This window comes from Sneathiella sp. (genome assembly GCF_002694385.1).
Classification (GTDB): Bacteria; Pseudomonadota; Alphaproteobacteria; order Sneathiellales; family Sneathiellaceae; genus Sneathiella.
On record NZ_NZMB01000005.1, the window covers coordinates 133,590 to 154,041 of the forward strand.

The 20,452-nt window shown below is 53.9% G+C and carries 17 protein-coding genes; 16 read left to right on the forward strand and 1 reads right to left on the reverse strand.

The genetic code is table 11. The features are described from left to right. The 3 genes from CMN55_RS01850 to CMN55_RS01860 are packed head-to-tail and all read left to right on the forward strand — an operon-like array spanning window position 1 to window position 3,025. Window positions 1-1,314, forward strand: a complete 1,314-nt coding sequence (locus CMN55_RS01850) for a TRAP transporter large permease (protein WP_293947834.1) — start codon at window positions 1-3, stop codon at window positions 1,312-1,314. 40 nt (window positions 1,315-1,354) lie between these two features. Next, window positions 1,355-2,314: a PDR/VanB family oxidoreductase gene (locus CMN55_RS01855; RefSeq protein WP_293947835.1), complete on the forward strand. Its 960-nt coding sequence runs from the start codon at window positions 1,355-1,357 to the stop codon at window positions 2,312-2,314. An 18-nt stretch (window positions 2,315-2,332) separates the two neighbouring features. Continuing rightward, window positions 2,333-3,025 carry a hypothetical protein gene (locus CMN55_RS01860; protein WP_293947836.1) on the forward strand — a complete coding sequence of 231 codons (693 nt, stop codon included), beginning with the start codon at window positions 2,333-2,335 and terminating at the stop codon, window positions 3,023-3,025. 52 nt (window positions 3,026-3,077) lie between these two features. Here the strand turns inward: CMN55_RS01860 and CMN55_RS01865 are convergent, their stop codons facing one another. Beyond that, window positions 3,078-3,755, reverse strand: coding sequence for a GntR family transcriptional regulator (locus CMN55_RS01865; RefSeq protein WP_293947837.1), 678 nt, complete (start codon window positions 3,753-3,755; stop codon window positions 3,078-3,080). A gap of 716 nt (window positions 3,756-4,471) precedes the next feature. On the opposite strand from CMN55_RS01865, the gene CMN55_RS01870 reads away from it, so the two are divergent. The 13 genes from CMN55_RS01870 to CMN55_RS01930 all read left to right on the forward strand — a co-directional run bounded on the left by CMN55_RS01870 (window position 4,472) and on the right by CMN55_RS01930 (window position 20,422). Next, window positions 4,472-5,533, forward strand: a complete 1,062-nt coding sequence (locus CMN55_RS01870; RefSeq protein ID WP_293947838.1) for an amidohydrolase family protein — start codon at window positions 4,472-4,474, stop codon at window positions 5,531-5,533. A gap of 48 nt (window positions 5,534-5,581) precedes the next feature. Then, on the forward strand, window positions 5,582-6,637 hold the full coding sequence (locus CMN55_RS01875) for an ABC transporter substrate-binding protein (RefSeq protein ID WP_293947839.1): 1,056 nt from the start codon (window positions 5,582-5,584) through the stop codon (window positions 6,635-6,637). Beyond that, complete coding sequence (locus CMN55_RS01880; protein ID WP_293947840.1) at window positions 6,634-7,035, forward strand: RidA family protein; 402 nt, start codon at window positions 6,634-6,636, stop codon at window positions 7,033-7,035. Before CMN55_RS01875 ends, CMN55_RS01880 begins: the two co-directional genes overlap by 4 nt. Before the next feature lie 64 nt (window positions 7,036-7,099). Beyond that, the gene (gene hmgA, locus CMN55_RS01885; RefSeq protein WP_293947841.1) at window positions 7,100-8,383 is read left to right on the forward strand and encodes a homogentisate 1,2-dioxygenase; all 1,284 of its coding nucleotides are present in this window, start codon (window positions 7,100-7,102) and stop codon (window positions 8,381-8,383) included. After that, window positions 8,380-9,234, forward strand: coding sequence for an ABC transporter ATP-binding protein (locus CMN55_RS01890; protein ID WP_293947842.1), 855 nt, complete (start codon window positions 8,380-8,382; stop codon window positions 9,232-9,234). The genes hmgA and CMN55_RS01890 overlap by 4 nt, the downstream gene beginning before the upstream one ends. A gap of 11 nt (window positions 9,235-9,245) precedes the next feature. After that, the gene (locus tag CMN55_RS01895) at window positions 9,246-10,094 is read left to right on the forward strand and encodes an ABC transporter permease (protein ID WP_293947843.1); all 849 of its coding nucleotides are present in this window, start codon (window positions 9,246-9,248) and stop codon (window positions 10,092-10,094) included. 231 nt (window positions 10,095-10,325) lie between these two features. Continuing rightward, a complete protein-coding gene (locus CMN55_RS01900; protein ID WP_293947844.1) occupies window positions 10,326-11,372 on the forward strand; it encodes an ABC transporter substrate-binding protein in 1,047 nt (348 codons plus the stop codon). 34 nt (window positions 11,373-11,406) lie between these two features. Next, complete coding sequence (fahA, locus tag CMN55_RS01905; protein WP_293947845.1) at window positions 11,407-12,735, forward strand: fumarylacetoacetase; 1,329 nt, start codon at window positions 11,407-11,409, stop codon at window positions 12,733-12,735. Window positions 12,736-12,747: 12 nt separating this feature from the next. Next, window positions 12,748-13,935: an FAD-dependent monooxygenase gene (locus tag CMN55_RS01910; protein ID WP_293947846.1), complete on the forward strand. Its 1,188-nt coding sequence runs from the start codon at window positions 12,748-12,750 to the stop codon at window positions 13,933-13,935. A gap of 129 nt (window positions 13,936-14,064) precedes the next feature. Further along, on the forward strand, window positions 14,065-14,547 hold the full coding sequence (locus CMN55_RS01915) for a MarR family winged helix-turn-helix transcriptional regulator (protein ID WP_293947847.1): 483 nt from the start codon (window positions 14,065-14,067) through the stop codon (window positions 14,545-14,547). Window positions 14,548-14,714: 167 nt separating this feature from the next. Continuing rightward, window positions 14,715-15,737, forward strand: coding sequence for a YeiH family protein (locus tag CMN55_RS01920; RefSeq protein ID WP_293947848.1), 1,023 nt, complete (start codon window positions 14,715-14,717; stop codon window positions 15,735-15,737). Window positions 15,738-15,947: 210 nt separating this feature from the next. Then, the gene (locus CMN55_RS01925) at window positions 15,948-17,669 is read left to right on the forward strand and encodes a cation:proton antiporter (protein ID WP_293947849.1); all 1,722 of its coding nucleotides are present in this window, start codon (window positions 15,948-15,950) and stop codon (window positions 17,667-17,669) included. A 41-nt stretch (window positions 17,670-17,710) separates the two neighbouring features. Beyond that, complete coding sequence (locus CMN55_RS01930) at window positions 17,711-20,422, forward strand: cation-transporting P-type ATPase (RefSeq protein WP_293947850.1); 2,712 nt, start codon at window positions 17,711-17,713, stop codon at window positions 20,420-20,422. The last annotated feature ends 30 nt before the right edge of the window (window positions 20,423-20,452 follow it).

Below are 20,452 nucleotides of genomic sequence, written 5' to 3' on the forward strand. Positions count from 1 at the left end.
ATGTCGGAAGCCATTTTTCTGGGGCTTGGCGGTATATTGTCGGTTCTTTTTATCGGCGCGCTTGGCGTGCCGGTCGCCTATGCCCTGATGACCGTGGGGATCGTAGGTATGTGGTATGTCGGCGGTTTCAGTTTTCTTGAAACAACCGTCAAGATGCTGCCCTATGCAATATTGAGCAATTATTCCTTCGCGGTTATTCCAATGTTTCTGCTGATGGGGGCGCTGGCGTCGGCGGCGGAAATCACAACGGAGCTTTATGCTTTCGCCAATCGGCTGCTGGCACGGGTGCGCGGCGGATTGTTGATGGCAACGGTGGTGGCCTCGGCGATTTTTGCGGCCATTTCCGGATCAACCATTGTGAATGCCAGTGTCTTTACCCGTATTGCCCTGCCGGAGATGCGTAAATTCGGGTATGATCTGGGCGTGAGTGCCGGATGTATTGCCGCGGCCGGCACATTTGCCGCGCTTATCCCGCCGTCAATCAGTCTGGTCATTGTCGGTCTGCTGACTGAAGCGTCGATAGGCGCTCTGTTGATTGCGGGTATCCTGCCGGGAATTTTGACGGCCGTTATGTATATCATCGGCATTGGTATTCTTGTCCGGGTCAGACCCGGGCTCGTTCCGACGGAGCGTCCCCCTGTCAGCGGTATATCGCATTTACAGTCGCTGCTCAGCATCGGGCCTGCTATTCTGCTGATGTTTATTGTATTGGGCGGGATATATACCGGGCTGATGTTTCCATCTTCGGCCGGAGCAGTCGGGGCGGCGGGCGCCCTTCTGATCGCCATCATGCGGCGCAAGATCAATTTTGAAAAACTGTGGTATGTCATCCGCTCCTCGGCCGGATCGACAGCAACGCTGTTCTTTATCGTGATTGGCGGGCTATTCTTTTCGCGCTTCCTGACGTTTGGCGGCTTTATCCATGAAGTGACGGCGCTTGTCTCTGACTGGCAGCTCACGCAGGTGCAGTTTTTGATAGCCCTGTCCATTCTGTATCTGATTTTGGGGATGTTTCTGGATACATTGTCGATCCTGCTGGTGACGATCCCCTTTCTTTTCCCCGTGGCGGTAAGTCTCGGAATTGATGAAATCTGGTTTGGTATCCTTGTTGTGAAGCTGATAGAAATTGCGGCGATTACGCCGCCGGTCGGCCTCAACCTGTTTGCGGTGATGGGCGCATCGGAGAAGCGGATCCCGTCGAAGGTCATCATGATCGGTGTTATCCCCTTTATCGTCATTGAGCTGTTTACTCTGGGGCTGATTATTTATTTCCCGGCGATTTCGACCTGGCTTCCTTCACATATGATGAATTGAAAACTGCATTGTAAAAATGAAACGACGTGTATGGGCGTAAATGATGTCGAGAAATAAGCAGGATTTATATGTCCATTCCATCACTTATGAGGCAGAGGAGATTTTCAGGATCGAATTGCGATCTCCTGTCGGTGATAGTCTCGCGGAATTTACAGCGGGAGCGCATATCAATTTGCATCTTGCTGACCGGCTGGTCCGCTCCTATTCCCTTGTGAATAACCCGTCGGAGCGGCATCACTACATTATCGCCGTCCAGAAAGAAAAAGACGGGCGCGGCGGCTCGAAATGGGTTCATGAAACGCTGCGGGTCGGACAGCGGGTAGAGGTCAGCGCGCCGGGAAATGCCTTTCCACTCAATGAGGGCGCCGAGCATACGGTGCTGGTTGCCGGCGGAATCGGCATCACGCCTATCTGGTGCATGATCCAGCGGCTGGAAGCGCTTGGCAAAAGCTGGGAGCTACATTACCGGACAAGGTCACGTCAGCGGGCGGCCTTTCTTGAGGAGGTTTCCTCCGGCCAGCGGTCGGGTCATGTCCATCTGAGTTTCAGCAATGAAACGCCGCGAGCGGGATACGATCTGCAAAGAATTATCGCAGACGCGCCGGAAAAGACAGAGTTTTACTGCTGCGGGCCTGCGGAGATGATTGCCCGTTTTGACGAAGTAGCCGCAGGCATGGATGCGACACGCTTTCATAGGGAGCGGTTCCAGACGGAGGGCGAGGCCAGCGGTGAGGGCGGCTTTGTCGTCAGGGCCGTTAAAAGCAATCTGGATATCCCGGTCAGGGAGGGGCAAACCATCCTGCAAGCCTTGCGGGAGGCAGGGCTGGATCCGCCTTATTCCTGCGAATCCGGGTTATGCGGTGAATGTGAAACACGCGTGATAGCGGGAGAGCCGGATCATCGGGATTATTTCCTGACGGAAGCGGAAAAGAATTCCGGAGAGGTGATCATGATCTGCTGCTCCGGTTCCTGTTCCCCGGTGCTTGAAATCGATCTTTGAAAAAGACGGGAATGACAGATGGCGCCGCGAGAGGGAGTTGCAACATATCTTGAAACGGAACTGAAGGAGGAGACGATCCTAACGATCAGACTTCCGGGTGTCCTAGCTTCCGGGACATCGGATCACATGTTGACTAGACTCTGTCAATTATTGATAGGGCAGTATGAAACTACCGTCAAACTGGTGATTCTGGAATTTATGGGAACTCAAAACGCAGCGGGAGATGGGAAATATTACACCGGCACAACAGACTCAGTTCTGTCGGCAAACAGGCTTGAATTGTTTCATAATATCCTTCTGGATGCGCCTTATTTCTCGGTCGCATCCGTGAGGGGGGATGTGCGCGACCTGAGTGCGGCATTAGCCATTTTCTGTGACTGGCGGCTCCTTGCCGAAGAAGGAAGCTTGAAGTTCACGCTGGCCGGGGAGGGAGATTTGCGAACCGGTGCACGGCTGGCAGAGCTGACGGGCAGCTTTTCAGCTCTCGACAGTCTGATAAGAAGCTGTGCAATCCCGCGTAATCGCACGGTCCGTCTCGGTCTTGCACAATCGGAAGGACCGGAATTGATCGAATTGATTGGCGATCATGCGAAAGGGCGGGACAAGGAAACCATTCGGATCATGCGTCAGGCCGTTCGCAAACCAGTGGGGAGCGATCAATCTATAGCGAGGATTCTTGCCTCTCTCGCCTCGGCGAATGCAAAACAATGAAACGCGCGGAGATTTCCCTTTTGCGATGCTGGCTGTGGTTGGTGAATGATCTTTACTGATAAGGGTTGACCATAAATTTCAGGACATCTTCAGTTGCCCGAACAATATGGTTGCGTGCGGCAATTTCCGCCCGTTCCGGATCTCGTTTTTCAAGGGCATCGATAATTTCCATATGCTCATGCAGGCGGCGCATGGAGATTTCCCGCTTCTCGGCGGAATCACGCCAGATTTCCCATCCCTTCAGCTTGATCCTCGAAAAGGCAATGTCCAGATGTCGCCACTGGGCCTGAACTACCCAGTTGCCGCAGGAATCGGTGATCGCCTTGTGCAGCTTATGGCTGAGCTGGCTATGGATTTCGGTTTCCGCCATTTCGGGATTACTCAGCATAGGCTCAAATCTGGACCGTAGATCCTGAATAACCCCGTTCGGCATGAGTTTCGCCGACAATCTGGCGGCGAGCCCATCGACAATTTCACGCAGCTGGTTGATATTGCGGATCTCGTCAATATTGATCGGACGAATAATGGCGCCGCGTCCATCTATCAGATCGACGAGAAAGTCTCGCTCAAGAGTGCTGAGCGCTTCCCTGACCGGTGTACGGCTAACGCCAAGGTCTCTTGCAAATTCCGATATCTGGACGAGCTCGCCCGGCGCGTATTTTCCTTTGATTATCGCTTTTTTTAGGCGTTCATAGGTGTCGGAACGAACGGCGCCAGATTTGTTTTTCATATATACATCTCGAAAATATCAGACCATGTCAAAAATCGGTTGCTTTGGGTGAGTCTCGGAGAAGCTCGCATGCGGGTATCTCTGCATGTGAAGCATATGTCCGCAGGGAAGTTAATGTTGCCAGACATTTTCCATGCCAAATTGATTGATTTCGATTCCGCCAGTGATCCACTGCCGAAAATAAAAAGCATTTTGAACTCATCCTGAATTAAAGGTTAGCGTCAAACAGTATTCATGTAAAGCATCCACGGGTGAATTGCCGGGCTGTCTCGGGGTTGCCGTTAAAGATTTCGAAAGAGATGCCGGAAGGTGATCTTCTGATAATTGTCTGGCGTCATTTCTGGGCTGGGAATGCGGGATGTGAAGAGAGTGCTGCGTTATTGTCGGCCCAAAATCTATCTGAAAATATACCATCAATATCAATATTATATCCGAATTTTTGTTCGTCAGACGTGACCGGCACGAGGTTTTCCCTGTTTTCAGAAAGCGAAAATCCGGCGCGCTCTCATCGAGACAGTTGCCAGCCGCGGCGCGCCACATCCGGCTTTTTTGGATTCTTACTTGAAAATTATTCTAATTAATGTTTTAATTAGATTCATAATAGTATAAAATGTTACAAATTAGGAACAGATACGGACGGCGGCGGCAACTGTCTCCATCTTTAATAATTCTGAAGGTAGAAAATGATGCGTGTTTTTGATTCCGATGCACATATAATGGAAAATGAACTGGCCTGGCAGTTTCTGCCCGACGAGTTTCATGCCCGGCGCCCTGTTCCGATCGAACTGCCGGAAGATACCTCCTTGACGGTATTTAACGCCGCCTGGCTGATTGATGAGAAAGTCCGCCTGTTCGGCGCGTCACCGCCCATCGGAGCGCGGTCTGTTGGAAAACGATACCCGATTGAATCCCAGACTTTGGAATCCATTCCGGCACGGCTTGCGGATATGGATCGGGCCAATCTTGATATTCAGGTTATCTACCCGACATTCGGCCTGACGAACCTGTGCGAGGATGTGACGCTCGAAGCAGAGCTGATGAAAAGCTATAACAGTTTTGTTGCGGGGCAGGTCAAACAGTCCGGCGGGCGCATGCTCTATGCCGCGATGGTGCCGTTCCGTAATCCCGATGCGGCGGTCAAGGAAATCCAGCGTGTTGCCGAGATGGGCGGCGTTGCTTCCATCTTCATGCGCGGCCTTGAATGGGACCGGCCGATCAGCGATCCGTCCTTCTACCCCATCTATGCAGAGGCCGAAAAACATAATCTGCCGATTGGTGTGCATATTGGCTCCGGTAGCCCTGCGTTACGTGAGATGTTCCGCTATCAGAAGCGCATACCGGGTGAAGAGCCTTTCTGGCCGGGACGGATGAAACGCCTGATCGGGCCTATTGTTGTCCAGTTCGCCTTCTATAATCTGATGGAAACGCCGCTTGCGTCGGAATTTCCCAAGCTCCGTTGGGGCTTTCTGGAGACGACAGGGTCCGATTGGCTGATGGGGGCCGTTGGGGCACTGCGCCGGAAAGGTAACAAGGCGGTGGACAAATTCCTTGATGAAGGCCGTGTCTTTGTCTGCGCGGAGCCGACCGAAGATATCGAGTATATGGCCAGCAAGATCGGCAACGATATTTTTATGGTTTGTACGGATCTGCCGCATTTTGACGATGCCGCTCATGAGAACCCGCTGGAGGAGTTCGGTGCCCGGAACGACATCAGGCCGGAGACCATGGAAAAATTGCTCTGGAGCAATGCATCGCGGTTTTACGACTACGCCGGATAAGGGGGAGCGTTCGGTGTTTCGGGTCAGCAGAGAACAGGGGTAGAGATCATGAGCCAGAAGTCATCGGTTATATGGTACAGCCGCTGCCCTCTGCCGACTGCGACGGGCATTGCCATTGATTCAGGGCATTTGCTGAATGAATTCGAACGGGTAGGCAGAGAGCTGAAATCTATTGCCGAGATGACGACAGAGGCGGAGCGTAACTCCCATTTCTCCCACAATGTTGGGGAGATGTTCCGTCAGGGAGGGAATATTCCTCCCATCTGGTCGCGTTCCCGCGGGGGCAATACGGCACTTGTCGGGATTGCCTGGACAAAAGAGTATCAGTCGTTGCTTGTCCGTTCGGATTCATCTATTGAAAAACCCCGGGATTTGGCGGGTGCAAGGCTTGCCGTGCCAGTCCGCATTCATGAGAAAATCGATTTCTGGCGCGTCATGTGCCTGCGCGGTTATCAGGCCGTGCTTGCCAAGGCCGGACTGACCTTTGATGATGTTGAGCTGGTCATGCTGCCGGTGGAAGACCCCTATATCGAGACAAAGACTGAAGCGGGGGTGAAGGAGCCATCTCTCTGGTCCGGAAAGGCGAGGGCCCAGCGCCAGAGCGAGGAAACGCTCGCCTTTATCCTCGGCAAGGTCGATGTCATCTATACCTCCGGCGCGCTCGGGCTTCAGTTGAAGCATCAGGTCCGTGCCCGCGAACTTGTCAATATGGGGGGCTGGAGTGGGGCCGACAGGCACATTAACAACCAGTCACCCAATATACTGACGGTGGACCGTGATCTGGCGGAACGGGAGCCGGAGATTGTCGGCGCCTTTATTCGCGCTATCAATAACGCCGCCGGATGGGCGATGAAGCATAAAGAGAGCGCCGTTCGGAGCATCGCCAATGATGTGGGCTGCTCGGAAGACTGGATTGCAGCATCATACGGCGAAGAAATCTGGTCCAGCCTGAATGTGGGACTTGCGTCGGAGGCAATCGATGCCATCCGCGCGCAAAAGGATTTCCTGCTGGCGCAGGGCTTTATTAATGATGACTTTTCCATTGATGAATGGATCAATGAAAATCCGATGACATATGCACAATCTGAAAGGCAGGGGATATGAACAAGTTTCTAAATCCGGATAATCTGGCGACGCCGAGCGGCTACAGCCATGTCGCAGTTTCAACCGGTTCCCGGATCATTCATGTTTCTGGCCAGGTGTCCTATGACTCTGCTGGAAACATCGTCGGTGTTGGCGATCTCAAGAAACAGACTGAGCAGGTCTATGAAAATATCGGCCGGGCGCTTGAGGCCGCGGGCGCCACTTTTGCGGATGTGGTGAAGTCGATCATCCTCATCAAGCAGATGACGCCGGAAAAGGTCATCACCGTGCGGGATGTCCGGCAGAATTACCTCACGGATACGCCGCCGACCAGCACCTTGATCTCAGTTGACACGCTGATCAAGCCTGAGCTGCTTGTTGAGATTGAGGTTGTCGCTATCCCGGCGGACGATCGGTAGGCAAGGGTGGCCCCGCTGGAGTGCATAATCCGGCGAGCATCCCGATGAGTATGGAGAGATAAACGTGACAGACTGCATGAGTGGCTTTGGCAATCATTTTTCGTCGGAACTTGTACCGGGAATTCTGGTGCCCCGGCAGAACAACCCGCAGAAAGTCAAAAGCGATCTTTATGCCGAGCAGCTTTCAGGAACCGCCTTCACCGCGCCGCGCGGTGAAAATCGCCGCACCTGGATGTATCGCGCGCTACCCTCAGTCTCTCGCGAAATGGGGCAGGAACGGGTTGCGTTCGAAAATTTTGCCGCGGATGCGGAAATTCTTGATGCGGGGCCGGTCCCCATGCGCTGGAGCCCGCGCCCGGAGCCACACAAGGCATGCGACTTTCTGGACGGGCTGATAACCCTTGGCAAGGATGGCGAGAGCTTTGATTCCACCAGCCTTTCCGTGCACAGCTATGTTCTGAACCAGAGCATGGAGAGGCGCGCGCTCAAAAACCATGACGGTGAACTTCTGATTGTTCCATATGCGGGCGAAATCGATATTGTCACCGAGCTTGGCTCCCTCCATCTGACGCCAACGGATATTGCCTTGATTCCGCGCGGGATGATCTTTCGGGTGGATCTGCTGAAAGGGCCTGCTGCCGGATATATCTGTGAGAATTATGGCAAACCGTTCCGCCTGCCGGATTTGGGACCGATTGGTGCTAACGGGCTTGCCAATCCGAAAGATTTTATAGTTCCCTCTGCCCGCGTCGAGGAGGCCGAGGGCTATGATATTTACAGCAAGTATCGTGACAGGATATGGGTGACGCGAGGCACGCCGACGCCATTTGATGTTTATGGCTGGCAGGGCAATCTGGTGCCTTACAAATTCAATCTGGCGAATTTCGTGACTTTCGGGTCTATTTCGGTAGACAGTCCCGATCCTTCAATCAATACCGTGCTGACGTCTCCCTCCCATGAGCCCGGTACGGCCAGCATTGATTTTGTTGCCTTCTGTCCGCGCTGGCAGGTTATGGAAACAACATTTCGGCCGCCATACTTCCATCGCAACGTGATGAGCGAGTTCATGGGCAGCATCCAGGGGGTTTATGAAGGCAAGGCCACCGGCTTCGTGCCAGGTGGGGCAAGCCTTCATAACCGGATGGTGCCTCATGGTCCTGATGTGGATACATACCGGAACGGCACGACGGCGGATCTTGCGCCACATAAGCTGGACAATACCTATGCCTTCATGTTCGAGAGCCGGTTGCCGATCCTGCCGACGAAATGCGCGGTGGAAGCGGTCTGGCGCCAGAGCGATTACCTGCGCTGCTGGGAAGGTTTTGAGAAAAGGATGACGGTTAAATGAAATCATCGGCGACAGGTATTGAGAGAATATTTCCACATACTGATGCGACAGGGCAAAAGCAGCCTGAACATGCCCGTATCTCGATGGAGTTACGCGGGCTTGGAAAGAAGTTTCTGGTCGGGGCGGGTGAGTTTCAGGCTCTCAAATCAATTGATCTGGATGTGGCTGTTGGGGAGTTTGTCTGTGTTCTTGGCGCATCGGGTTGCGGGAAGACAACGCTTTTACGTATCCTTGGTGGGCTGGAAAAACATACAGAAGGCTCGCTGCGTTTCTATCAGGAAAAATCGGGGCAACCGCCAACCTCTATCGTTTTTCAGGAAGTCTCCATTTTTCCGTGGCTTAGCGTCTGGGATAATGTGGCGTTTGGCCTTCGTGCGCGCCATGCCTCAAAGGCCCTGATAAAGGAGCGTGTGTCCTTCTATATCGAGAAAGTCGGGCTGACCCCTTTCCGCGATCATTATCCACACCAGCTTTCCGGCGGCATGAAGCAGCGTGTGTCCATCGCCCGCGCCTTTGCCAATGACCCGGAAGTGCTGCTGCTGGATGAGCCCTTCTCCGCGCTGGATGAGCGTAACAAGGCAACCCTTCAGGATGAGCTGCTACGGATTTGGGAAGAGACAGGCAAGACAATCGTCTTCGTGACCCATTCCATTGATGAAGCCATCTATCTGGCGGACAGGATCCTTGTGTTCGCAGGACCGCCCGGACATATCACGCAAATTCACCGGCCTGATTTTGTACGTCCGCGAAATCTGACGGCGCTGCGGGCAACCCCGGAATATAAGCGGCTTGTCGGTGCCATCCTGGAAGGGCTGGGAATATCCGGCGAGCCTTCGGATGCCATTGAGTGAAGGGGGACAAGATGAGCATTCAGGAAAATCATAGCGATCAGATTGGCCGGATGGTTGAGATACAGCCGTCAAAAGATATCGGGCAGGCGGAGAGATTCCGGCGGCGGCGGGATCGGTTTCTGACAGTTGTCAGCCCCTTGATACTCTTGCTGATCTGGGAAATCGTCATTCAGCTTGGTCTGCTGGATAGCCGTCTCTTCCCGGCGCCGAGCATGATTGTCGGGACCTTTTACGATCTGGTTGCAAGTGGCGAGCTCTGGCGGCATCTATCGATTTCTCTCATCCGCATTGCCGTTGGCTTTTTCTTCGGCGCCATTGCCGGTGTGACGGTCGGAACCCTGATGGGGGTCATGCCGGTTGTTGGCGCCGTCTTGTCCCCGATTGTCGCGTCCGTTTACCCAATCCCGAAAATTGCGATTTTTCCGTTGATCATGGTGCTGTTTGGCCTTGGGGAAATGAGTAAATTCGTCGTCGTCGCCATTGCGGTCTTCTTCTACATGGTGATCAACACGGTTGCCGGTGTTTCAAATGTGGAGCGGATCTACCGGGATGTCGGGCGGAGCTTTCGGGTCTCCCGTCTGCGATCCGTCTTCCAGATTACTCTCCCGGCGGCCATGCCGATGATTATTGCGGGCCTGCGTGTGAGTGCGGGCGTGTCATTGCTGGTTCTGGTCAGTGCTGAATTTGTTGGCGCGGAAAGCGGGATCGGTTTTCTGGTGTGGAATTCCTGGCAGGTCTTTGATGTTCGTTCGATGTTCGTCGGAATTATTGTCATCGGCTTCCTTGGCTGGGCGTCTTTTACCCTTCTCGATGCGATTGAGCGGGTCTGCCTGCCCTGGGCACCAAAAAACAGGCGATAGAGATGTGATGTCTTCTCTGTTTTCCAAGCAGGCAATAAACCGGTTTGAGAGTGATCTAAATGAAATGGAATTATGATATAAGTATAATAATATCAGAATGTTATAAATATTTTATGACCTAAAATATAAAACCCAGACGGGCTGTGCGGTGTCCGGTGGGAAAAGTTCCGGGTTGCAGCCTGGGACGAACAATAATGACCGCCACGCCCACAACAGAGAAAGGTTTGTTCAATGATGATGAGGAAGATTGCTATTGTTACCGCAACATGCACCGCCATGTTATCGGGCATCATGTCAACGGCCGCGCTAGCGGAAGAACTTGTGCCGGTCAAAGTGGCGGCCCTGCGCAGCATCGCGGCCAGCCCGATTGTGATCGCCAAGGAAAAGGGATATTTTGAAGAGGCCGGTCTTGATGTCGAAATCGTCAATTTCCAGAACACGGCAACCATGGTTGCGCCGCTGAGCGCGGGCCAGATTGACGTCGCCGCCGGTGCGCCGACCCTTGGTTTTTATAATGCCAAACTCAATGGCCTCAAGATGAAGCTGGTTGCCGATCTCGGTCGTAATTCCGCGGGGCATGGTTTCAATGCGCTGGTTGTGCGGAAAGATCTCTATGACTCGGGTAAGGTCAAATCCGTGAAAGATCTGAAAGGTTTGACGGTCGGGTCCGTGTCGCCCAACTCACCAATGGATATCGAGCTTGACCTCGGCCTCAAGCAGGTTGGCATGACGCTGGATGACGTGGAACTGAAAGTTCTATCATTCCCGAATATGCTGGCGGCTCTTGCTTCGCAAAATCTCGATGCGGCAATGCTGGTTGAACCTTTTGTGGCGATCGCAGCCAAGCAGGGCGCGGGTGTACGCATTGCCGGGGCGGATGAAATGAGCCCGGATTTCAATGTGTCCGGTGTGATCTATGGTGAAGCCTATATGAATGACAAGCCGGAAGCGGCGGCGAAATATCTCGAAGCCTATGTGCGGGGTGTTCGTTTCTATCTGGATGCCATTCAGACCAAGGAAGGCAAGGATGAACTGTTCGCCATTGTTGGTGAGTATGCCCGCCTGAAAGATCGGGCCATTCTTGATACCATTGCCTTCCCCGGGTTTGACCGTGATGGCTATTTCAATATTGATACGATCAATCTGACGATGGACTGGTTTGCCGACAAGGGCATGCTGAAAGAAAAGCCGGCCATGAAGGACATGGTAGATTTCAGTTACCTGAATGCGGCGCTTGACAAGATCGGCCGGACGGGTCCGCGGATCGACGTTGAATAATTCATTTAGAATGACTGGGATATAGGGGGCATTTATGCAGTCTCTTGATGAAACACATGACGCCAGTGTTGAAAGCTGGATTGATGAGGCAAATAGGGAGGGCAACCCGTTCCCGTTGCAAAACCTCCCCTATGCCGTGTTTCGTCGAAAGGGTCAGGATGAGGCATTCCGCATTGGCGTGGGTATCGGCAACATGATCCTGGATCTCGCCGCTGTCCGCCGGGCTGACGCCGCCGGAATGCTTCGTTCTGATCTCCCTGAAAGTCTGGATGATCCTACTTTAAACCGTTTTATGTCGGAAGGGCGGGATGTCTGGCAGAGCGCGCGGAAGGCCATCTTCACTCTGTTGAAGCGGGGCGGCCCAGGCGAGGAGGAGTTTAAAAATTGTCTGGTCAGTCAGGAGGCGGTGGAATACGCGCTGCCCATGAGCATTCCGGATTATACGGATTTTTATGCCTCCATTGATCATGCGAGGAATATCGGCAAGCTGTTCCGTCCCGATAATCCGCTGATGCCAAACTATGAATGGGTGCCGATTGCCTATCATGGCCGGTCGTCTTCGATTGTCATCTCGGGAACATCTGTCACGCGGCCACAAGGGCAAATTCGCCCTGATGCCAACCAGCCGCCTTTCATGGCGCCCTCCCGGCGGCTGGATTATGAAATGGAAGTCGGTCTTGTGATTGGCGGTGGTAATGCGCTTGGTGTGCCCGTATCCATTGAGGCCGCGGAGGATCATCTGTTCGGCCTGTGCCTGCTCAACGACTGGTCGGCGCGGGATATTCAGGCATGGGAATATCAGCCGCTGGGCCCGTTTCTTGGCAAGAATTTTGCGTCCAGCATATCCCCCTGGATCGTAACAATGGAAGCATTACGCCCGTTTCGGACAACATCGAGCATCGCAGAAGGGCGCAACATTATCCCCTATCTCAGGACAGAAGATGACGGATGCAATCTCGGTGTTGATATGGAGCTGGAAGTTCTCCTTCAGTCGGAGAAGATGCAGGCAGAAGGCTTGGGGCCCGTCCGGCTTGGTCATAGCAATTTCAGCTATTCCTACTGGACGCCCGCACAGATGATTGCGCACCACACGGTGAATGGCTGCAATCTTCGGCCGGGCGATCTTTTTGGCAGCGGCACCATGTCCGGCCCCGGTGAAGATCAGACCGGCGCCCTTATCGAAACTACGCGGGGCGGTCAGGATCCGGTTGCCATTAGCACAACGGAACACAGAAACTTTCTGGAGGACGGGGACACCGTCATCATGACGGCCTGGTGCCGTCGGGACGGATACCGATCCATCGGCTTCGGAGAATGTACTGGTACAATATTGCCCGCGGCGCAGCCCGTCCGCGGCAACTGAGAGGAGAGTAACGTGAAGATAGCAATTATTGGCGGCGGTCTTGGCGGTTTGTCTGCGGGCCTCGCGCTGCATGGCAAGGGTTTCGATGTCGAGATTTACGAGCAGGCCCCGGAGCTTGGCGAAGTGGGCGCAGGCGTCCAGCTCACACCGAACGGATCACGGTCGCTGATAGCACTTGGCCTTGAGGAGGAGATACTCCGCATAGGAACCGAGACAACAGGTAAGACGATTTATCTCTGGGATACGGCAGAGACCCGCGACTTCATGCGTCTTGGGGAGGAAAATAAATATGGCGCGCCTTATCTGACATTCCATCGCGCCGATCTTCTCGGGCTGTTAAAAGACGCCATGAATGCGCGTAAACCGGGCGCGATCCATCTGAACAAATGCTTCGCCAGTCAGAAACAGCTTGGCGATCAGGTGGAAGTGACGTTTGTAGACGGGACGACGGTTACGGCCGATGTGGTGATCGGCGCCGACGGCATCCATTCGTCCGTCCGCCGCAGTCTTTTCGGGCCGGATCAGGCGGAATTTACCGGCTGTATGGCATGGCGCGGGCTGGTGCCGGCGGATGCGATAGAAAATGAAATAGATATGAAGGGTGGGTCCATGTGGCTCGGCCCGAATGCTCACATCGTTACCTATCCGGTTCGCAAGGGCAAGCTGCTCAACTTTATTGCCATGGTTGATCGGGATGACTGGAAGCTGGATGGCTGGAACCAACAGGGCACGACCGAAGAAGCGATGGAGGATTTTGTCGGATGGAGCGAGAAAGTGCATCTTGTGGTGCAGAATATCAGCACGCCCTTCAAATGGGCACTGATCGTCCGCAAACCGCTGGAAAGCTGGAGCAAGGGCCGCATCACCCTGCTGGGGGATGCCTGCCATTCCACACTGCCGTTCCTCAGCCAGGGCGCCAACATGTCCTTCGAGGATGGCGTTGTGCTGGCCCGCTGTCTTGAGACATCGCGGGACAATGTTGATGTGGCATTCCGCCTTTATGAAAAGGCCCGCAAAGAGCGCACAACAGGTATTGTCGAATTGTCAGCAAAGCAGTTGACGCGAGTCCATAATCCCAAGCTCAAGGAACGGAGCGAGGGACTTGAACATATCGATCGTGAGTATGAACCTGGTCGCGTTGACACCCGGTATCGCTGGATATATGGATATGATGCAGCAACGGTCGATCTTATGAAATAATCCAAATAGTTGTATTATTTCAGGTTAAAAACTTGCCGATTAAACAGGGTTACGGTAGAGGCGGGAAGAAAAATGGATTATGCTTCCCTTGTCGACTTCACCATGCCAGACATTTCGATAAAGGGGCCCATGACAAAAAGAAAGCTAATCCTCGCAAATTTTACGCCCTATCGTGTTTCGCGGCTGGATAATGAAATCAGTGCGGTTTTCCAGCGGATGTATGCGTCGGTTTTCAAGTTGAGTGTTCCCCAATGGCGTATGCTGGCAGCTTCTCATCAGCTTCAGCCGACCACCGTGTCCGAACTGACGCAATATTCGGCCATGGAAAAGATGACAGTCGCGCGGGCAATCACCGACCTTGAAAGCAATGGCCTTGTCAGCCGCAGCGTTGATAAGGAAGATCGGCGGCGAACCCTGATCAAGCTAACAGGGCGGGGAGCGGAAGTATATGATCAAATTTCCGAGCTTGGGCTGCAATTTGAAGATGAACTTCTGTCTGTCCTCAGCGAGGAGGAGATTGAGCGGTTTAAGGATATTACTAGTCGACTTGTTGATAAGATTGCCCTGATGCGCAACGGCAGCGAGGCGATTTTTGCAGAGCCACGCCGATAACCCACTCTGGTTGGGATCGTCGCAAGATCAAATATCTCTGACCAGTCCCGACAACTGCGTCAGCCTTTCAGAACGAATTGGTTGATTATTCCGGTGAAGGCTCACTTCGGCGGGAACATTTATTATGATTTTGTATCTGGATAAAATAAAAGGGGCGGGGGCCTGCTATGACATTTCTATCCGGTCAGAAAAAGCACTTTGGCCAGTTTTATCATAAGGGCGCGGGCCTGTTTCCCGGCCTGATCCTGTGTCTCACCATTGCCGCCGCGGCACAGCTGCTGGCGGAACATTACGCGGCGCCGCAAATGCTGTTTGCCTTGCTGATCGGCATGGCATTTCATTTTCTGGCCGATGAAGTTAAATGCGCCCCCGGCATCCAGTTTTCATCCAAGACATTACTGCGCTTCGGGGTGGCGCTGCTCGGGATGCGCTTGACGGTTACGGATGTGCTGTCCCTCGGTTGGGGCACGATTGGATTGATTGCCGGCGGGGTCGCGCTGACCATTCTTGTTGGCATTCTCCTCTCGCGCCTGCTCGGGCGGCGGGCCCGGTTCGGCCTGCTGACGGGTGGGGCTGTCGCTATTTGCGGGGCATCCGCGGCGCTGGCGATCTCTGCCGTTCTCCCCAAGACGAAAACCAGCGAACGGGACACGATTTTTACCGTTATTGCCGTTACTGCTTTCAGTACGCTTGCGATGATCCTCTATCCGGTACTTGTCAGCTTTCTTGAGCTGGATGATGTTTTCGCAGGTATTTTCCTGGGCGGCACCATTCATGACGTGGCGCAGGTTGTCGGAGCCGGTTATGCCGTCTCACCGGAGGCAGGCGATGTGGCAACCGTGACCAAGTTGATGCGCGTTTCCCTGCTGGTTCCGGTTGTGCTGATCATCTCACTCTGTTTCAAGACACGAGAGGGCGGTAAGTCAGATGCACTGCCTCTTCCGTTGTTTGTTATTGGTTTCTGCTTCTTTGTTGGGCTGAACAGCCTGCAGATCGTTCCCGACATGATCCGGGACGCGCTGATCCTTCTATCCTCCTGGTGTCTGGTCACGGCCATTGCCGCCCTGGGCGTCAGCACTTCGCTAAAGGATATGACGAATATCGGTTATCAGCCTTTGCTGCTGGTTCTGCTGGAAACCGTTTTCATTGCTTCCTGGGTTCTGTTGGGCGAATCCTTCTTCCTCAGTTGAAAATTATTCCACCAAACCGCACGTTACGTTATTCACAGAAAAATTCTGTTATTCTAGCATGGGCATGTGCAGTCATTATCAGACGTCCGGCGGAACAGCTACTCATGTCACTGCCGGGTTCATCTGATCGGCTGCTGTGCAACCCTGCCTTTTCCGGCTGGTACGGAGGGGCGGAGATGCTATAAAATATAATCAGCAAGGGATAGTCGGTTGATCGAAATCGTTGCACAGTCGGTTTTTGGGGAAGTTGCCGCCCTGCTGGTTCTTGCCGCCGTCATCGGGTTTTTTGGTATCATCCTGCGTCAGCCTCTGATTGTCAGCTTTATCGCAGTGGGGCTGATCGCGGGCCCGTCGGGTTTTGATCTTGTCCGCTCCAATGAACAGATCAGCTTGCTATCCGAGCTTGGGATTGCTGTGCTGCTGTTTCTGGTTGGAATCAAGCTTGATGTGCAGTTGATCCGCTCGCTCGGTCTGGTTTCCCTGATGACAGGCATCGGACAGGTAGCATTCACCTCCACCTTTGGGTTCCTGATCGGACTTGCACTCGGCCTTGACGCGATCACGAGCCTTTATGTGGCTGTGGCGCTGACATTCTCCAGTACGATCATTATCGTCAAACTGCTGTCCGATAAACGGGAGATTGATTCACTTCACGGGCAGATCGCGCTCGGTTTTCTGATTGTTCAGGACCTTGTTGTTGTGCTGGCGATGATTGTTTTGTCCGCTATCGGCATTGGGGTGAGTGAAGGGCATAGCAGCGGTAATATTCTGATGGTCCTGATTGCGGGTGTCGCCATGGTCGGGCTGGTGATGCTGTTTGTGCGCTATGTGGCAAACCCGCTGACCGAACGGCTGGCGCGGGCGCCGGAATTGCTGGTCATATTTGCCATGGCGCAAGCCGCGATGTTTGCTGCAATTGGCGATTTCGTAGGGCTTGGCAAGGAAGTCGGCGGCCTGCTGGCGGGGGTGTCGCTTGCCTCGACGCCGTATCGGGAAACCATTGCCGCTCGTCTTGCGCCGCTGCGTGATTTTCTGCTGCTCTTCTTCTTCATCGCGCTTGGTTCGGGATTGGATCTCTCGCTTCTCGGCGCGCATATCTCGGGTGCGATACTCTTTTCCGTCTTTGTATTGATCGGCAATCCGCTCATCGTCCTGATCATCATGGGGGCCATGGGATATCGCAAGCGGACAGGATTCCTTGCAGGCCTGACGGTTGCGCAGATCAGTGAGTTTTCCCTGATCTTCATTGCCATGGGCATTGCGCTCGGGCACATCAGGGAGGAGGCGCTGGGGCTTGTTACGATGGTTGGTCTCGTCACCATTGCCATCTCGACCTATATGATCACCTATTCACATCGGCTTTATAAATTGTTTGAACCGCTACTGGGCGTTTTTGAACGGAAAAATACCTTTCGCGAACCGACCGATTATTCCGGAGCAGGGGAGCAAAAATATGATGTGGTCATATTCGGGCTTGGCCGGTTTGGTACAGCCATCGGCATCCGCCTGAAAAAGCGGGGCGCCCGGGTGCTCGGTGTTGATTTTAATCCTTATGCGGTTCGCCGCTGGCGAGAGCTCGGGCTTGAGACGGAGTTTGGTGATGCAAGTGATCCTGAATTTGTCAGCGGTCTGCCTTTGCGTCAGGCTCAGTGGGTTGTTTCCACTATTCCCCCGCATCCCCGTGGTCTTACGTTCGAAGATACGCAGCTTACCCTGGTCCAGCTTGTGAGGTCTGCAGGGATTTCCGGGCGCGTAGCGGCAACAGCCCTCTCCGCAAAGGATACGGAGGATCTGATCGCAGTGGGGGTTGATATCGTGCTGGAACCTTTTCAGGACGCAGCCGATCGGGCCGTTGACCTCCTGTGTGGTGCGGGTGAGGAGGAACGGACGGAGTTTCCCTTTATTGAAACAGAAGAAAAACAGGCTCCATAGCAATATAAAGGTATATGATACGGAATTCCCACAGGTGATGCATGGCGGACAAGTCGTCAGATTTCAATTTTCATTCTGTCCCGGCGGTGGAGGCTCTGCATAAAGTAGGAGGAGATGTGGCAGGTCTGTCGACGGCTGAAGCCGCCCGGCGACTTGAAAAATATGGTGCTAATCGATTACCCGAACAGGCGCGCCGTCATCCTGTTTTGAGATTTCTGAAGCATTTTCACAATATCCTGATCTATGTGCTGCTGGCCGCAGCGGTGATCACCGCAGCGCTCAATCACATTGCCGATACGCTAGTTATCCTGGCGGTTGTTATCGTCACGGCGATTATCGGTTTCGTGCAGGAGGGTAAGGCGGAAAAGGCAATGGATGCCATCCGCCATATGCTGGCGCTCAAAGCAACGGTAGTACGTGACGGGGCTCGCATGACCGTGGAGGGGGATACGCTCGTTCCGGGGGATATTGTCCTGTTGGAGGCGGGAGACAAGGTGCCTGCGGATTTGCGCCTGTTGCAAATGAAGGGTCTACAAATACAGGAAGCCATTCTGACTGGGGAATCCGTCCCGGTGGACAAGAATCTTGATCCTGTTGCCGCCGCAGTACCACTTGGTGACCGGAGTTGCATGGCCTATAGCGGTACGCTGGTGACCAGTGGAACCGGCCGAGGCATTGTTGTTGGAACGGGGGAGAATACCGAAATTGGTCGGATCAGTGGCATGTTGTCCTCTGTTGAAACATTGACAACGCCTCTGTTGCAGCAGATGAGCGCCTTTGCCAGATGGCTGACCCTGCTTATTCTGCTGGTCGCGGCTATACTTCTCGTGTTTGGCTATTTTGTTGAACATCTCGCGTTCACGGACGTATTCATGGCGGTTGTCAGTCTTTCCGTGGCGGCCATTCCGGAGGGCCTGCCTGCGGTCATGACCATTACACTGGCGGTCGGGGTACAGGCTATGGCGCGGCGCAATGCCATTGTCCGCCGCCTGCCGGCAATTGAAACCATAGGTTCGGTTTCGGTGATCTGCACGGACAAAACGGGCACCCTTACCCGCAATGAAATGATGGTGGTTTCCGTTGTCACCTCGCGTGATTTTTATAAGATTGACGGGACGGGTTATGAGCCGAAAGGGGCGATCCGGCTGCAAGAATGTGACATTGTGCCAGCAGATCATTCAATCCTGTCAGGTCTTGGCCGTTCCGCCGCGCTTTGCAATGACGCCTCTCTTGTGGATCATGATGATATCTGGAGCGTCAATGGCGATCCAATGGAAGGGGCATTGCTGGCGTTTGCGGGAAAGACCGGATTTGATCTTGCCCTTGATGCGAAAGAATGGCAACGCACCGACGTTATCCCTTTTGATGCGAAGCATCGCTTCATGGCGACCCTGAACCATGACCATGGGGGGCATGCGGTCATCACCGTGAAAGGAGCGCCAGAGAAGATATTTTCCATTTGCCGGGAACAATATGCACCGGATGGGTCGGTTGACGCCTTTGATGAAAATTACTGGAATGACCAGGCGGAGAAAATTGCCGCAGAAGGGCAGCGGGTACTTGCCTTTGCCCTGCGTCCCGTGGCGCCAGAGCGGACAGTTCTTGAAATGACCGATGTTGAGGGGGACCTTGTCTTGCTGGCGTTGGTCGGGATGATCGATCCGCCCCGCGCCGAGGCCATTGCCGCTATTGGGGAGTGTCATGAGGCCGGTATTCGCGTGAAAATGATTACAGGGGATCATAAAGGAACAGCCTCAGCCATTGGTCGCCAGATCGGCTTGATGAACCCGGACAGGGTGCTGACCGGGGCGGACCTGGATGTGATGGATGATGCCTCGCTGGCCGCTGCGGTTCTGGAGACCGATATCTTTGCCCGTACCAGCCCGGCGCACAAGCTTCGCCTCGTCATGCAGTTGCAAAGCCATGGCATGATTGTCGCCATGACCGGGGATGGGGCGAATGATGCCCCCGCCCTGAAGCGCGCCGATGCCGGGATCGCCATGGGTCACAAGGGAAGCGACGCAGCGAGGGAGGCGGCGGAACTGGTGCTGGCCGATGATAACTTTGCTTCCATAGCAGCGGCGGTCAAGGAAGGGCGCACCGTTTATGACAATATTAACAAGGTAATCAGCTGGACTCTGCCGACCAATGCCGGGGAAGCGATGACGATTATTGTTGCGCTTCTTTTCGGTATGACACTGCCTATTACGCCGATCCAGATCCTGTGGATCAACCTTATCACCACAGTGACGCTCGGCATTGCGCTCGCGTTCGAGCCGACCGAAGCCAATACCATGCGCCGTCCGCCGCGTCTTAAGAATGAGCCTTTATTGAACGGCACCCTGGCATGGCATATCATATTGGTTTCCGTCCTGTTCGTGGCTGGCGTTTTCGGTATCTATTCCTATGCCATCGAGCGGGGCTACCCGGTGGAGCTGGCCCGGACCCTTGCCCTCAACACATTGGTAGTGATGGAGATTTTTCACCTCTTCTTTATCCGGAATATTCATGGCACATCTTTGACATGGCGCGCTGTGAGAGGCACCAAAGTGATCTGGATAACAGTTGTGACCGTTGCGGCAGCGCAATTTGCGATCACCTATATTCCCATATTGCAGACGCTGCTGGGAACGGTTGCCATTGCTTTCTGGGATGGTGTGATTGTCATCGCGATCGGAGTGATCCTGTTCGCAATTATTGAGCTTGAAAAGCAAATCCGTCTGGGTATCCGCCGCATGCGAAGTGCGCAATGAAGAGGGGGAAAGGCAGCCTCTACGCGGTAT

Excerpts from the sequence above, each read along its gene's own strand:
- CMN55_RS01850 (WP_293947834.1), top strand. The coding sequence starts at position 1 with ATGTCGGAAGCCATTTTTCTGGGGCTTGGCGGTATATTGTCGGTTCTT.
- CMN55_RS01855 (WP_293947835.1), top strand. The coding sequence starts at position 1,355 with ATGATGTCGAGAAATAAGCAGGATTTATATGTCCATTCCATCACTTAT.
- CMN55_RS01860 (WP_293947836.1), top strand. The coding sequence starts at position 2,333 with ATGGCGCCGCGAGAGGGAGTTGCAACATATCTTGAAACGGAACTGAAG.
- CMN55_RS01865 (WP_293947837.1), bottom strand. The coding sequence starts at position 3,755 with ATGAAAAACAAATCTGGCGCCGTTCGTTCCGACACCTATGAACGCCTA.
- CMN55_RS01870 (WP_293947838.1), top strand. The coding sequence starts at position 4,472 with ATGGAAAATGAACTGGCCTGGCAGTTTCTGCCCGACGAGTTTCATGCC.
- CMN55_RS01875 (WP_293947839.1), top strand. The coding sequence starts at position 5,582 with ATGAGCCAGAAGTCATCGGTTATATGGTACAGCCGCTGCCCTCTGCCG.
- CMN55_RS01880 (WP_293947840.1), top strand. The coding sequence starts at position 6,634 with ATGAACAAGTTTCTAAATCCGGATAATCTGGCGACGCCGAGCGGCTAC.
- CMN55_RS01890 (WP_293947842.1), top strand. The coding sequence starts at position 8,380 with ATGAAATCATCGGCGACAGGTATTGAGAGAATATTTCCACATACTGAT.
- CMN55_RS01895 (WP_293947843.1), top strand. The coding sequence starts at position 9,246 with ATGAGCATTCAGGAAAATCATAGCGATCAGATTGGCCGGATGGTTGAG.
- CMN55_RS01900 (WP_293947844.1), top strand. The coding sequence starts at position 10,326 with ATGATGATGAGGAAGATTGCTATTGTTACCGCAACATGCACCGCCATG.
- fahA (WP_293947845.1), top strand. The coding sequence starts at position 11,407 with ATGCAGTCTCTTGATGAAACACATGACGCCAGTGTTGAAAGCTGGATT.
- CMN55_RS01915 (WP_293947847.1), top strand. The coding sequence starts at position 14,065 with ATGACAAAAAGAAAGCTAATCCTCGCAAATTTTACGCCCTATCGTGTT.
- CMN55_RS01920 (WP_293947848.1), top strand. The coding sequence starts at position 14,715 with ATGACATTTCTATCCGGTCAGAAAAAGCACTTTGGCCAGTTTTATCAT.
- CMN55_RS01930 (WP_293947850.1), top strand. The coding sequence starts at position 17,711 with ATGGCGGACAAGTCGTCAGATTTCAATTTTCATTCTGTCCCGGCGGTG.